The following is a 14152-nucleotide window of genomic DNA, read 5'->3' as shown; positions in this document are numbered from 1 at the left end:
GGCAGGCCGCCGGCCGCTACGCGATACAGTCGCCTTTATACTGGTATCCATCAGACAAATACTGCGCGCCGCCGCTGCCATGGCTGCCAATGCACGTTGACAGCCTTTGGCGCTGGCACGGCGCTCGCTTAAGCTGTATTCCTAATGGATCCAAGCCCATGAAAAGTGCCGACCTGAACCTTGTCACGCACTTCGATGCACTGATTTCGTGCCGCAACGTGTCCCGTGCGGCCGAGCAGATGCAGCTTTCCCAGCCCGCCATGAGCGCGGCGCTGAGCCGCCTGCGGCGGCTGTTCAATGACCCGCTGCTGGTACGCGAAGGCGCGCAGTGGAAGGCCACCGCACGGGCGCTGGAGTTGCACCGGACCTTTGCCCCAATCCTGCAGCAGTGGCAAGCCGCCACCGCCCCGCGCGAGGAATTCTCGCCGGCCAGCAGCAAGCGGGTGATCTCCATCTATGCGACCGACTATGTCCAGTTCACCGTGTTGCCCAAGGTCGTGGCCAGGGTGGCGCAGGAAGCGCCGCATATGCAGTTGCGCGTGTTTCCCGCGCGCCTGCAGCACGGCCTGAGCATGCTCGAGACCAACCATGTCGAACTGATCGCCGGCTACTACCCAGAGCCGGCGCCCAACCTGCGCGCGCGCTTCCTGTTCGAGGAGCCCACGGTATGCCTGATGCGCGCCGGCCATCCCTCGCTGGAGCGCCCTTGGAACCTCAACGCCTTCCTGCGCTACAAACATATCGACCTGGCCGCGCATACCCGCTACTTCAGCGAGCGGATCGACCGTGCGCTGGAAGGGTTGGGCCGGAGCCGGCAACTGGCGGTCACGTTGTCGAGCTACCTGGCCTGCCCGCATGTGGTCGCCGCGTCCGACATGATCGCGACTTTGCCCAGCAGCGTCGCCAACGCCCTGGCACGCAGCACCGGTACGGTGATCAGGGAGGTTCCGATCTCCCTGCCGGCACTCAGCGTGTCCCTGTACTGGCATGAGCGCTACCAGACCGATCAGGGGCATGCATGGCTGCGGCAGGTGATCGGGGATATTTTTTGATGGCAACTGGTTAAGCAAGCTCAGCGATAGGTTTGTTCGACCAGCGTCCTCAATGCCGCCGGTTCGCTCCCCTCTCCCGCGCGCGGGAGAGGGGCTGGGGGAGAGGGCGGGCGCTCGTTACGCCTGCGTGCTGGACAACCCCACGGGCTTCGCTTGAAGTGGCTCCTAGCCACCCCTCTCCCCGGCCCTCGCCCCCTGAGGGGAGAGGGAGAAACAGCCGTCGTCATGGCGCGCGGCTTTGGCCTGTTCGGCGGCTTCGGCTAATGTTCCAGGTTTGTCAGCAGTCTGAAAGCCCCGCCGAAGCGGGGCTTTGTCTTAGGCCAGGCGCTCGAGTTGCCGATCGACGTCGTCCAGCCAGGCCTGCTGCCGTCCGGAAATCGCTGCAAATTCTGCGCTGGCCAGCGGGTGCTCAGCGAGCCGTCGCCAGTAAGTGCGGGCCGACGGCAGCATCTCCTGCCAGATATCGGCCGGCGGCTGCGCGGGCGGCGTGAGCGCGTCCAGGTTGTCCCGCATTGCGCCGCTGCGGTCGGGTGCCAGGCCCATGGGCAGCATGTCGTAAGCCGGCGTCAATGAAAGCGGCAGCGCGCCGTCATGCAGGAAGGCGAGATTGCCAAAATGCATATCCGTGTTGCCAATCAGACGGCCGAAGGCATATAGCCGGCCGGCATCGTGGTGTGCCTGGTCCGTAATCACATCCTGCTTGAGCAGCGCGTCGGTGATGGCCGGCCAAGCACCTCGGCCGCGTCCGACGAATTCCGCATCCAGCACAGCCAGGGACACCACGCCCCGCCGGCCGCCCTGCGCGGTGCGATCGAAGCGGGCGACCTGCAGGAAGCGCTGGCCGCTGGCATCCAGCAACTCGCTCTTGGCCGCGGGCAAACCGTGATCCACCAACTGCTGCAGGGCGAGATGTTCCGCCAATAGCAGGTCTCGCCAACGCTGACTGATCGCGCTGTCCTGCGCGGCACTGAACTTGACCAGAACGTCCTGCCCATCGACCTGGATGGCGAACTTCGGCTGCTCTCCGCCGGCACTGGAGCCGACCCGCTCGCCCGCCATCGACTGGGCCGCCAGGCCCGGAAAGCGCTGAGCGCGTTCGCCGGCGGCGATGTTGTCCGGCTGGTGTGCCAGCCAGGCGTCGCGGCTCAGGTCACCCAGCAGTAGATTGCCGGTCACGTCATGCTGTCCCGCTGCCAGCGCGGCCAGCACGTGGTCGTCGCTCCAGGTCAGCAGATCATCGGGCAAACCGAGCCCAGCGGCGCGCTGGCGCACCCAGTGCCGCCCAAGAAAGCCTTGCGGGCGCATGTCCAGCAACCACCATGGCAAGCCCTCGAACCAGCGGTCGTCTTGGCCAGGCTGGCGTACGACAAAGCCCGGATGGACCGGCAACAGCTCACCCCATTGCTCAATGCGTCCTGCAACCGTCACACGGTACAGCGCCAGTTGCGCCTGCCCCGCCACGCTTCGGCGTGCCAGATAGCGCACAGCTCGGGCGTTGCCAATGCGCAGAACGCGATCGCCGGCTTCTGCGATACGGCGCGACAGCGTGGGCTGACTGATCCCTAGCCGCCCACACAGGTACCCCGCGTTAGCGGGGCCTTGGCTAAGGGCGTCCAGCAGAGCAGGGGTATGCGCAACCATGAATAGATACTGAATTGATGATGAAATATAGAAATCATTATATATCAATCAATTATGGTCGCATTCCATGGTTTGGCAGGTAATTCGTGAATAGATACTGGATAGGTGTCTAAAAAGTATGTTTTCGACATGCGCCGGCGGGCCAGTTGCGCAGGTTGGCGCACACGGGTGCTTACTGCGCTGGCTGGTCGCCGTCGATGCCTTGGACTGACACCTGGCCCAGCTCGGGGGGCAAAACGGATGCAGAAGACGCGGTCGCGGACGAGCGCGGTTGGCATGCATCCTAGGGCGAAGAGGCAGCTAGCGAAAAACTGTACTCCCGGGCAGCGCTGCCGTTTGTACGTACCCGGGCACACCCGCGAGACCTAATCTGGTGGCACCGCGACGATCCGGACCGACCCCATGGGCCAGGCCGGACGCCGCTCCAGTCGCTACAGGACACCACGCCATGAGTTCCCCGACGCCTGAAAAAGGCCATATCTCCTCCTATACCCACCCAACGGCCGGCTGGGGTGCGCTGAAGTACGTTGCCATCAACCTGATCAAGGAGAAGGTTGCCGGTGGCAAGTACAAGATGCTGTTCAAGCAGAATCAGGCGGATGGCTTCGACTGTCCCGGATGTGCGTGGCCGGACCGGCAGCACGCCTCCACCTTTGAGTTCTGCGAGAACGGCGTCAAGGCCGTGGCGGCTGAGGCCACCAGCATGCGCGTCACGCCGGAATTCTTCGCGCAGCACACGGTCACATCGCTGATGGCGCAAACGGATTTCGAGCTGGAACAGCACGGACGGCTGACGCACCCCATGGTCTACGACCCACAGACCGACAAGTACCGCGCGATCGCATGGGACGAAGCCTTTGCGCTGATCGGGCGCCACCTGCGGTCGCTGCCCGATCCGAATCAGGCCGCCTTCTATACCTCGGGCCGTGCCAGCAACGAGGCCGCGTTCCTCTACCAGCTGTTCGTGCGTGCCTATGGCACCAACAACTTCCCCGACTGCTCGAACATGTGCCACGAAGCCACCAGCCGTGGCTTGCCGCTGACGGTCGGCGCGGGCAAGGCCACCGTGGTGCTGGATGACTTCGAGCATGCCGACACTATCCTGCTGTTTGGCCACAACGCGGCGACCAACCATCCGCGCATGCTGGGCGAGCTACGCGAGTGCGCGCGGCGCGGTGCCACCATCGTTTCGATCAATCCGCTGCGCGAACGTGGGATGGAGCGTTTTACCAGCCCGCAGCATCCGGTGGAGATGCTGACCGGCTCCAGCACCAAGATCGCCTCGATGTTCGTGCAGCCTAAGCTGGGCGGCGACTTTGCCCTGATCAAGGGCATGGCCAAGCGCCTCTCCGAACTGGACGACGAGGCGGTGAGGCACGGCCGCACGCGCCTGATCGACGTGGACTTTGTGCGCGAGCACACCATTGGCTTCGGCGACTTTGTCGAAGACCTGCGCGCGCAAAGCTGGGTGGACATCATCGCGGAGTCGGGCGTATCGCAGGAGGATATCGACGCGCTGGCCCAGGTCTACGCCAGGGGCAAGCGCGTGATCGCGTGCTGGGGCATGGGGCTGACGCAGCACAAGCATTCCGTGCCGACGGTGCAGATCTTGTCCAACCTGATGATGATGCGCGGAAACATCGGGCGCCCCGGTGCCGGGCTGCTGCCGGTGCGCGGGCATTCGAACGTGCAGGGCGACCGCACGGTGGGCATCGAGGAAAAGCCCGAGGAAGCGTTCCTGGACCGCCTGCAGGCTACATTTGGCTTCGAGCCGCCGCGCGAGCATGGGTACGACGTGGTCAACACCATCTCGGCGATGCTTGACGGCAGAGTCAAGGTCTTCATCGGCCTGGGCGGCAATTTCTCCACGGCCACGCCCGACACGCCGCGCACCTTCGAGGCACTACGGCAGTGCGACCTGACCGTGAACATCGCCACCAAGCTCAACCGCAGCCACCTGGTACACGGCAAGGAGTCGCTGATCCTGCCCACGCTCGGCCGCACCGAGATCGACCAGCAGGACGGCGTGCCGCAGGGCGTGACCGTCGAGGACTCGGTCTGCATGGTCCATATCTCCTTTGGCATGAACGCGCCGGCGTCGCCGCACCTGCTGTCGGAGATTGCCATTGTCGCGCGCATGGCGGCCGCCACGCTTGGCTCGGACAAGATCGACTGGCTCTGGTATGCGCAGGACTATGCCCGCATCCGCGATGCCATCGAGCAGGTCCTTGATGGCTTCGAGAACTACAACGAGCGCGTCGCGGTGCCGGGGGGCTTCCACCTGACGCCTGCGTCCCGCAACCGCGTGTGGCACACGCCGTCAGGCAAGGCGCAGTTCCTGGTCAATCGCATCGACAAGGACACCCCTATCCATCGTGCCCGCGAGCAATATGGCGACCGGCTGATGGTGCTGATGACGACGCGCTCGCACGATCAGTACAACACCACGATTTATGGTCTGGACGACCGGTACCGCGGCGTCTTCGGCTTACGCCGGGTAGTCTTCATCAATCCCGCCGACCTGGCTCTGCTTGGCCTGAAGGCGGGGCAGCATGTCGACATCACCAGTGTCTGGGACGATGGCGTGCAGCGCCACGTCGAGGACTTTGTGCTTGTCGAATACGACATTCCGCAAGGCTGCCTGGGTGCGTACTATCCCGAGACCAATCCGCTGGTGCCCCTGGAGAGCACCGGCGATGGCTGTGGCACGCCCACGTCCAAATCGGTGCCGGTGTTGCTGAGCCCCTCCAGTCGCCAGCCCGCGGCGGCGGCGTAACCGCGGCAGCAGAGCAATGAGCTTGGACAGAAAACCCGGCTCCCGGCCGGGCCAAGGGCTGGTGCGCGCCCGCCTTGAATCCTTCCTGGGCATGGCGGAACTGGCGGGCCTGGTCGTGATCGGCCTGGCAACGACGTTCACCATGGCACAGGAAGGCTGGAAGGTTGCGGGCATGGGCGCGGTCTCGATTACCGACCTGCTGCTGATGTTCCTGTACCTGGAGGTGCTGGCGATGGTAGTGCGCTACCTGAAGCTCGGCCAGCTGCCGGTGCGCTTCCCCTTGTATATCGCGATGGTTTCGCTGGCGCGCGACCTGATCCTGCGCTTTAACGAGTCCACCGAGTTCCACATGCTGGCCTTGTGTGCCGGCGTTGTCATGCTGGCCTGCGGCGTGCTGATCCTGCGTTACGGGCAGTACCGCTTTCCCAGCACCGACGACGGGGAAAGCGGCGCCGGGGAGTAAAGGGCGGTGCGCGCAGGCATCTGTGGATGTCGCGGATTGGCGCAACTGTATCCCTCGTGCGCCGCGGCCCCTGCTTACCATCATTCCCAACAGTATCCGACAACGCCCCCTGGCGCTCGACGCGTGCCGGGGTGGCATCAATCTTCGCGAGGTTCCCATGGATTGCACCGAACCGGTTGAACTGGTTGAACTGGTTGAACACTCAGGCTATGAAGCGCGCAGCATCGTACGGCACAAGGACCGCGCGGCGCAGCCGGCCACCGACAACGTGGCGGAAGAACTACCGGTGGCCCTGGTGTACAACGGCATCTCGCACGCCGTGATGATGGCCACGCCGCTGGACCTGGAGGCGTTCGCGGTCGGCTTTTCGCTGACCGAGGGCATCGTCAGCCGCAACGCGCAGATCCACGACCTGGAAGCGCGCGTGCACCGGCACAGCGCCGAAGTGCGGCTGCAGATCAGCGAGCACGCCTTCGCCGCGATGAAGGCGCGCCGGCGCTCGCTGGCGGGCCGCACCGGCTGCGGTGTCTGCGGCATCGAGAGCATCGAGCTGCTCGACCTGCTGCCCGCGCGCATCCCGGAGCCGGCAAAGCGGCTGGCGCCGTCGCGCGAGGTGATCGAGCGCGCCGTCGAGGCGCTGCCGTCGCACCAGCGGCTGATGCGGGCCACCGGTGGCGTCCACGCCGCGGCCTGGTGCAACGAGCGCGGCGAGATCCTGCATGTATTCGAGGATGTCGGCCGGCACAACGGCCTGGACAAGTTGATCGGCCACCTGGCGATGCAGCGCGTGGCGATGGATGACGGCTTCGTGTTCCTGTCCAGCCGCGCCAGCTATGAACTGGTGCGCAAGGCGGCGCGCATGAATATCCAGATGCTGGCCACGATCTCGGCGCCGACCTCGCTGGCAATCCGGATCGCCGAGCAGGCCGGCCTGCGTCTGCTCAGTTTCTGCCGCAAGGACGGATACGTCGACTATACCGGCGCAACACCGGGCGGCGGCAACGATGCGCACACCACGTGCGCTCCGGCGGGAGGCGCGGCATGCTGAGCTTTGACGAGGCGCAGGCCGTCTTCGCAATGTGCGCGGAGCCGGTGCCGGAAACCGAAACCGTGTGGCTGGGGCTGCTGACCGGCCGCGTGCTGGCGCGCGACCTGGCCGCGGTCATCGACACGCCGGCGGCGGACCGCAGCGCCATGGATGGCTACGCGGTCCGCAGCGAAGACTGTCGCGGCGACGCCTGCTTGCCGCTGCAGCAGGTTGTCTACGCCGGCATGCGAGCGCAGCCGCTGCTGCCTGGCCATGCCATCCGCATCTACACCGGTGGCGTGATCCCGCCTGGCGCCGATGCCGTCGTCGCGCTCGAGGATGCCTTGGAGAGCTATCGTGGCGTCACCTGCGCCAGGGCGCCCGTGGCGGGCCAGCACATCCGGCGCAAGGGCGAGGATGCGCGCCGCGCAGACCTGCTGTTGCCGGCCGGCACGCTGCTGCAGGCCGGCCATATTGCCGCACTGGCCTCACAGGGCCTGGCGCAGGTGCCGGTCCGCCGCCTGGTCGAGGTCGCGATCCTGACTTCGGGCGACGAGGTGGCGGCGCACGACGAACCACGCGACGTGTACCAGGTGCATGATGTCAACGGCCCGATGCTCGAATCCCTCGTGCAGGAAATGGGCGCCGTGGTCTGTTGCCACCGCCATGTGCAGGACGACGAGCGCGCCCTCCATGACATGCTGCGCGAACTGGCGTCCGACGCCGACCTGGTGCTGGTCGCCGGCGGGGCCTCGGTCGGCCAGCGCGACCTGGCAGTCGCGGCGCTGGCCTCGGCGGGCGGCGAGCTGCTCTGCCGGGGCGTCAACATGAAGCCCGGCAAGCCGGTGACGGTGGGGCGCCTGCGCGGCAAGCCCGTGGTGTGCCTGCCCGGCAACCCGGCGGCGGCCTATGCGACCTTTGCACTGCTGGTGACACCGCTGCTGCGCCGGCTGCAGGGCCGGGCTGAGCTGTTCCCGCCGGTGAGCCTGGTCCGAGCGGCGCTGGCTGGCGCGCGCACGCAATCGTGCGACGCGTTCTGGCGCGTGGGCGAGGTCAGCAACCCGGGCGGCCGGGAAGGCATCGTCCAGGTCAATGCCCAGCAGGGTGCTGCTTCCGTGTCGGCGCTAGGCCAGGCCAGCGGCTTTGTGCGTGTGGGGCCGCAAAGTGCAGGGCAACTCCATAATGTGCCGCTGCCGTACTATGATCTCCATCGTTGGCTCAGTTGACGGCAAGCCGGCGAAGGGCAGCCGGCGCAACGGCAGCCCCGGGGCAGGGAACGATCCGGCCGGGCCGGAGTGGAATGGCTGGCGAGGGGAGCGCGGCGTGAAACTATATGAAAAGCTGGCTGCGGATATCGAAGCATTGGTGCTGCAGGGCGTTTTGCTGCCCGGCGAGCGGATTCCCTCGGTGCGGCAGGCAAGCCAGCACCACCGCATGAGCATCACCACGGTGATCCGCGCCTATGTCACGCTGGAAAGCCGCGGCATTATCGAAAGCCGGCCACAGTCCGGGTACTTTGTGCGCGCCCGGCCGGGCGAGCCGGCGATCGAGCTGCGGCCGTCGCGGCCCAGTGCCAAGCCTTCCGCGGTGGACGTCAGCGCGCTGGTGCTCTCCACACTGCGCTCGATCCGCTCGGACAAGGCCGTGCCGCTCGGCTCGCCTTATCCCGACGCCGCGCTGTTTCCCTGGCAGCGCATCAGCCAGTACGCCAACAACATCGCGCGGCGCTACGCCAAGTGGACCATGCTGGACGACCTGCCGCCGGGCAGCCCGGAGCTGATCCGGCAGATCTCGCGCCGGTATCTCGAGAACGGCTACGCCATCGACCCGAACGAGGTGATCGTAACCATCGGCGCCACCGAGGCCATCAACCTCTGCCTGCAGGCGGTGGCCAAGCCGGGCGATACGATCGCGGTGGAGTCGCCGACGTTCTATGCGATGCTCCATGCCATCGAACGGCTGGGGATGCGCGCCATCGAGGTGGCGACCGATCCGGTGGAGGGGATCGATATCGGCGCGCTTGAGCGGCTGATCGACGAAAAGGGAGTGGCCGCCTGCATGGTGATGCCCAACTTCCAGAATCCGCTCGGCTTCCAGATGCCCGATGAAAAGAAGCGTAGCCTGGTGGCGATGCTGACTGCCAAGGATATCCCCGTCATCGAGAACGACGTCTACGGCGAGCTCTACTATGGCAAGTCCCATCCCAGTTCGCTGAAGGCCTATGACACGGCCGGCATCGTCCTGCATTGCGCCTCCTTCTCCAAGACGCTGACCAATGCCTTTCGCATCGGCTGGGCGTTGCCGGGCCGCTACCGGGACGTGGTGGAGCGGCTCAAGTTCCTCAACACGCTGACCACGCCGGCCATCCCGCAGCTGGCGATCGCGGAGTTCCTGAAGAACGATGGCTACGACTCCCACCTGAGGCGGGTGCGCAAGGCCTATGCGCAGCAGGCCAGCATCATGGCCGCCGCCGTGCGCAGGTTTTTCCCCGAGGGCACCACCACGTCGCGGCCAGCGGGGGGCTATGTGCTGTGGGTACAGCTGCCGGAGGGCATCGACGCCATGGAGATGTACCACGCGGCGCTGGAGCGCCGCATCACCGTTGCACCGGGGCATATGTTCGCGCCCGGGGCCACTTACCGCAACTGCATCCGGCTGAACTACAGCGCGCAATGGTCGCCCGGCATCGAGTCCGCCGTGCAGACGCTGGGCAAGATCGCTCAACACCTGCTTGCGCGCAACCGCCAGTCGGGCGAGGACAGCCACGACCATGCAAGACGCTGATATCGATCCCGCCATCCTGGCAGTCCTCGTGGTCCTGTGCCAAGCCAGGCGCGAGGGCGGCGCCAGCCCTTGGTCGCTCGCCAAGATCGCCAAGCGGGCAGCGCTGCCGATGAGCGTGCTGCGGCGCGGGCTGACGCAACTGCAGTCCGCCGGACTGGCCGACGTCGCGATCGACGAGGAAGGCCGCGGACACGCGAGCCTGACGCAAGCCGGCGCGGCGCTTGCCGCGCAGGTTTTCCCGGATCCGGCCTGAGACCAGCGCCCCGCGGCTCAGCCGCCCACCAGCGACATGCGCACCGTCGGGTACTGCCGCTTGCCGCTGGCCAGCCTGCCCGCGCGCAGCTCGGAATAGCGGTCTGCGCGCGCCTGCCACGCTTGCCGTACCGCATCCGCCACGGCTTGTACCGGGCGAGCGGCAGACAGGTGCCGGCGCAGGTCGACGGCGCTCGTGGCGAACAGGCACAGGTGGAGCCGGCCGTCGACCGAAACGCGCGCGCGGGTGCAATCGCCGCAGAAGGGGTGCGACACGCTGGAGATGAAGCCCAGCTTCAGGCTGCCGTCCGCCAGCGCATGGTTGCTGGACGTCTCGCCGTCCCGCCTTGCCACTGGTACCAGCGCATGCGCGCGCTCGACGATGCCGCGGATCTCGTCGGAGGCGACGACGCGGGACCGGGACCACGCGCTGGGGCCTTCCACGTCCATGTATTCGATGAAGCGCAGCGTGACGCCGCTGCCGCGGAAGTACTCGACGAGCGGCAGCACCTGTGCGTCATTGGTGCCGCGCTCGACCACGCAATTGACCTTGACCGGCGCCAGGCCCGCGGCGCATGCCGCCTCGATCCCCTCCAGCACGCGGCCGACCGGGAAATCGACGTCGTTCATGGCGCGGAAGATCTGGTCGTCCAGGCTGTCCAGGCTGACCGTGACCCGGCCGAGGCCCGCGTCCCGCAGCGAGCGGGCCTTGCGGGCAAGCAGGCTGCCATTGGTGGTCATTGCCACTTCCACCTGGCCGCCGTCGACGGTGCGCAGGGCGGCTATGCGCTCGACCAGCGACTCGATGCCCTTGCGCAGCAGCGGCTCGCCGCCGGTCAGGCGCACCTTCTCCACGCCAAGGCTGACAAAGGCCCGCACGATCCGGAGCAGTTCCACATCGGACAGGCGTTGCTCGGGGGACAGGAACGGATAGTCGCGCCCGAAGCGCGCCTTGGGCATGCAGTAGGTGCAGCGGAAGTTGCACTGATCGATCACGGACAACCGCAGGTCCCGCAGCGGGCGGCCCAACTGGTCCCGGCAGGCGCCCGATGCCCGGGCCGGTACAAGTGCCTCAAGGCTGACGGCGGCGGAACCTGGTTGCACAAGCGCTGGTTGCATGGCGAATCTCCCTGGAGCAATGGCGTGGGGGCATGGCGCGGCAGCGGGGCGGCCGGTGTGGCGCCTGGCTGCCTTGCCATGCCGCCAATACTAGGGATGGATGGCTGCCCGGCAGGCGTACAAATCGCCGGGCCAGGTAGCAGAACAGTTGGGTGGGGCGCCGCAGCGGGTGCCCCCTGAAGCGCCAGTTGACGCTGGGAATGCGGCATGGCTTCAGTGGGAGAGCCCGGCCGCGCGCATCACCAGCCGCATCAGGCAGGCAAAGGCGAAGACCGTGCCGACGCCCGCCAGCCAGAGCGCCAGCAGCCACCCAAGCCGGGCCCTGAGCCGTGGTTGGATGATCCTGGCCATCAGTGGTACCCCTCTCCACGCCGGACCTTGCCGCGGAACACGTAGTAGGACCAGGACGTGTAGGCCAGGATGATCGGCACGATGAACAGGGTGCCGACCAGCGCGAAGCCCTGGCTTTGCGGGGCGGACGACGCATCCCAGATCGAAACCGACGGCGGGATGATGTTGGGCCAGACGCTGATGGCAAGCCCGGTATAGCCCATGAAGATCATCAGCAGCGCGTACAGGAAGGGCGACACGTTCGGGCGTCCGCGCAGGGCCCGGTAGATGCCGGCGGCCGAAGCCAGCACCAGCAGCGGCACGGGCAGGAAGAAGAAGAGATCGGGCAGCGAGAACCAGCGTTGCGCGATGCCCGGATGGGTCAGCGGCGTCCACACGCTCACCGCCGCGATCATCGCCAGCATCACGCCCGTCAGCACGTTGGCCACGCGCAGCATGGTCCATTGCAGCCGCCCCTCGGTCTTCATGATGAGCCAGGTGACGCCAAGGAAGGCGTAGGTGATCACCACGCCCACGCCCGTGAAGATCGGGAACGGCGCCAGCCAGTCGAGGGCGCCGCCGGCGTAGGTGGTGCCTTTCATGGCAATGCCGTCGATATAGGCGCCCAGCATCACGCCCTGGAAGAAGGCGGCGACCACCGAGCCCCACGAGAAGGCCTTGTCCCAGTAGGGGCGGCTGCGGTCGCTCGCCTTGAAGCGGAACTCGAAGGCCACGCCGCGGAAGATCAGGCCGAGCAGCATCAGCATCAGCGGCAGGTAGAACGCGCTGAGCAGGACCGAGTAGGCCAGCGGGAAGGCGCAGAGCAGCGCTGCCCCGCCGAGCACCAGCCAGGTCTCGTTGCCGTCCCAGACCGGCGCAACGGTATTCATCATGACGTCGCGGTCATAGCGGTCGCCGACAAAGGGGAAAAGGATGCCGATGCCGAGGTCGAAGCCGTCCATGATGACGTACATCATCACGCCGAAGAAGATCAGGCCGGCCCAGATAACGGGAAGATTGATGCCCATGGTGATCACCTGTTCAGGATTTGCGCTGGCCGTGCGGGGCCATGGCGTTGGATGCGGGGGCCGTGGTGATGGCGGCAGGAACGGCGCCGACACTGCCCGGCCCGTAGGGCGGGGGCTCTTCGTGCGCGTCGGCGGTGGGGCCGGCGCTCGCCAGCTTGAGCATGTAGCGGATGCCCACGCCGAAGACGATGAAATAGACCACCACGAACAGGGCCAGCGACAGCGCGACCGGTGCCGCCTCGTGTGCGGAAACGGCATCACGGGTGCGCAGCAGGCCGTAGACGACCCAGGGCTGGCGGCCGAGCTCGGTGGTCATCCAGCCGGCAAGCAGCGCGATCAGGCCGGTGGGGCCCATCAGGACGGCAAGCCGCAGGAAGGCCCGGGACCGGTACACGGCGCCATTGCGGCGCAGCACCCATCCCAGCACGCCGAACAGGATCATCAGCACGCCCAGGCCAACCATCGTACGGAAGGTGAAGAACAGCACGGTGGCATTGGGGCGGTCCTCTTTGCGGAAGTCCTTCAGGCCGCGGATCTGGCCGTCGAGGCTGTGCGTGAGGATCAGGCTGCCCAGGCGCGGGATCTCGATGGCGTAGCGTGTTTCCTCGCGTTCCATATCCGGGATGCCGAAAACGATCAACGGGAACCCGCCCTTGTCGTCCTTGGCGGCGGTGTTCCAGTGCCCCTCGAGCGCCGCGATCTTGGCGGGCTGGTGCTCGATCGTGTTCAGGCCGTGGGCGTCACCCACCACCGCTTGCAGCGGCGCTGTGACCAGCACCATCCACAGGGCCATCGACAGCATCTTCCTGGCAGCGGGTACTGCCCGGCCGTGCAGCAGCTGCCAGGCCGAGGACGCCGCCACGAACAGTGCCGTGGACAGCAGCGCGGCGATGACCATGTGCGTGAGGCGGTAGGGGAACGAGGGGTTGAAGATCACGGCAAGCCAGTCGGTCGGCACCACCTTGCCGGCGACGATGGCGTAGCCCGCTGGCGTATGCATCCAGCTATTGGAAGCGATGATCCAGGTGGAAGAAATGATGGTGCCGAGCGCCACCATCACCGTGGCGAAGAAGTGCAGCCCAGGCCCGACGCGGTTCCAGCCGTACAGCATGACGCCGAGGAAACCCGCTTCCAGGAAGAAGGCGGTCAGCACCTCGTAGGTCAGCAGCGGGCCCGTAATGCCCCCGGCAAACTGCGAGAAGAATGACCAGTTGGTGCCGAACTCATAGGCCATGACCAGGCCGGAAACGACCCCCATGCCGAAGTTCAGGGCGAAGATCTTGATCCAGAACTGGTACAGGGTCCTGTACACAGGGTCCTGGGTCCGCAGCCAGTGCGCTTCCAGGAAGGCCAGGAAACATGCCAGCCCGATCGTGATGGCAGGAAAGAGGATGTGAAAGGAAACCGTGAATCCGAACTGGATTCGAGCGAGTTCCAGCGCTGTGAGTCCGTGCATCGATGTGCTCTCCGTGGGGTTGCCGCCGGCAGACGGCGTGTCGCGCGACACTAGGGACAAGCGTAGGGACTACAGCCCGCCCGCAAAGGTTACAGTTCTGGCCGAACCGCTAAAGCTCAGTTTGCGCAAGCCGGAAGAAGCGCTTGCCAGGCGCCTTGCAGCCATACAGATGGCGCTATTGCGCAGGATCACAGTCATGGCCAGACGCGCAAGGCCATCGCCAG

General features: G+C 66.2%; 12 protein-coding genes. 7 read left to right on the top strand and 5 right to left on the bottom strand.

Annotated elements, in window-relative coordinates; genetic code table 11:
• The first annotated feature begins 158 nt into the window (after nucleotides 1-158).
• Complete coding sequence (locus ACYP5B_RS30200) at nucleotides 159-1052, top strand: LysR family transcriptional regulator (protein WP_400102583.1); 894 nt, start codon at nucleotides 159-161, stop codon at nucleotides 1050-1052.
• Nucleotides 1053-1367: 315 nt separating this feature from the next.
• Here ACYP5B_RS30200 and yjjJ read toward each other — a convergent pair whose 3' ends face one another.
• On the bottom strand, nucleotides 1368-2693 hold the full coding sequence (yjjJ, locus tag ACYP5B_RS30195; RefSeq protein WP_459572108.1) for a type II toxin-antitoxin system HipA family toxin YjjJ: 1326 nt from the start codon (nucleotides 2691-2693) through the stop codon (nucleotides 1368-1370).
• A gap of 448 nt (nucleotides 2694-3141) precedes the next feature.
• On the opposite strand from yjjJ, the gene ACYP5B_RS30190 reads away from it, so the two are divergent.
• The 6 genes from ACYP5B_RS30190 to ACYP5B_RS30165 all read left to right on the top strand — a co-directional run bounded on the left by ACYP5B_RS30190 (nucleotide 3142) and on the right by ACYP5B_RS30165 (nucleotide 9996).
• Nucleotides 3142-5469 carry an FdhF/YdeP family oxidoreductase gene (locus tag ACYP5B_RS30190; RefSeq protein WP_459572107.1) on the top strand — a complete coding sequence of 776 codons (2328 nt, stop codon included), beginning with the start codon at nucleotides 3142-3144 and terminating at the stop codon, nucleotides 5467-5469.
• A gap of 16 nt (nucleotides 5470-5485) precedes the next feature.
• Nucleotides 5486-5932, top strand: a complete 447-nt coding sequence (locus tag ACYP5B_RS30185) for a phosphate-starvation-inducible protein PsiE (protein ID WP_440938198.1) — start codon at nucleotides 5486-5488, stop codon at nucleotides 5930-5932.
• Nucleotides 5933-6089: 157 nt separating this feature from the next.
• Nucleotides 6090-6980 (top strand): formate dehydrogenase accessory sulfurtransferase FdhD, encoded by an 891-nt coding sequence (gene fdhD / locus ACYP5B_RS30180; protein WP_459572106.1) that lies wholly within the window; start codon nucleotides 6090-6092, stop codon nucleotides 6978-6980.
• The gene (locus ACYP5B_RS30175) at nucleotides 6974-8185 is read left to right on the top strand and encodes a molybdopterin molybdotransferase MoeA (protein WP_400097924.1); all 1212 of its coding nucleotides are present in this window, start codon (nucleotides 6974-6976) and stop codon (nucleotides 8183-8185) included. Before fdhD ends, ACYP5B_RS30175 begins: the two co-directional genes overlap by 7 nt.
• Nucleotides 8186-8282: 97 nt before the next feature.
• A complete protein-coding gene (locus ACYP5B_RS30170) occupies nucleotides 8283-9743 on the top strand; it encodes an aminotransferase-like domain-containing protein (RefSeq protein ID WP_459572105.1) in 1461 nt (486 codons plus the stop codon).
• Entirely contained in the window at nucleotides 9730-9996 is a 267-nt protein-coding gene (locus ACYP5B_RS30165) for a transcriptional regulator (protein WP_400097928.1), read from the top strand. Before ACYP5B_RS30170 ends, ACYP5B_RS30165 begins: the two co-directional genes overlap by 14 nt.
• 17 nt (nucleotides 9997-10013) lie before the next feature.
• On the opposite strand, the gene moaA is transcribed toward ACYP5B_RS30165, so the two are convergent.
• The 4 genes from moaA to ACYP5B_RS30145 all read right to left on the bottom strand — a co-directional run bounded on the left by moaA (nucleotide 10014) and on the right by ACYP5B_RS30145 (nucleotide 13928).
• A complete protein-coding gene (moaA, locus tag ACYP5B_RS30160; protein WP_459572104.1) occupies nucleotides 10014-11114 on the bottom strand; it encodes a GTP 3',8-cyclase MoaA in 1101 nt (366 codons plus the stop codon).
• 213 nt (nucleotides 11115-11327) lie between these two features.
• Nucleotides 11328-11465 (bottom strand): DUF2474 family protein, encoded by a 138-nt coding sequence (locus ACYP5B_RS30155; RefSeq protein ID WP_459572103.1) that lies wholly within the window; start codon nucleotides 11463-11465, stop codon nucleotides 11328-11330.
• Nucleotides 11465-12472 carry a cytochrome d ubiquinol oxidase subunit II gene (gene cydB / locus ACYP5B_RS30150; protein WP_400097934.1) on the bottom strand — a complete coding sequence of 336 codons (1008 nt, stop codon included), beginning with the start codon at nucleotides 12470-12472 and terminating at the stop codon, nucleotides 11465-11467. The genes ACYP5B_RS30155 and cydB overlap by 1 nt, the downstream gene beginning before the upstream one ends.
• A gap of 13 nt (nucleotides 12473-12485) precedes the next feature.
• A complete protein-coding gene (locus tag ACYP5B_RS30145; RefSeq protein ID WP_459572102.1) occupies nucleotides 12486-13928 on the bottom strand; it encodes a cytochrome ubiquinol oxidase subunit I in 1443 nt (480 codons plus the stop codon).
• Between the last annotated feature and the right edge of the window lie 224 nt (nucleotides 13929-14152).

It is taken from the genome of Cupriavidus sp. 8B (assembly GCF_054589115.1).
This window is presented reverse-complemented; position numbering and strand designations above follow the sequence as displayed.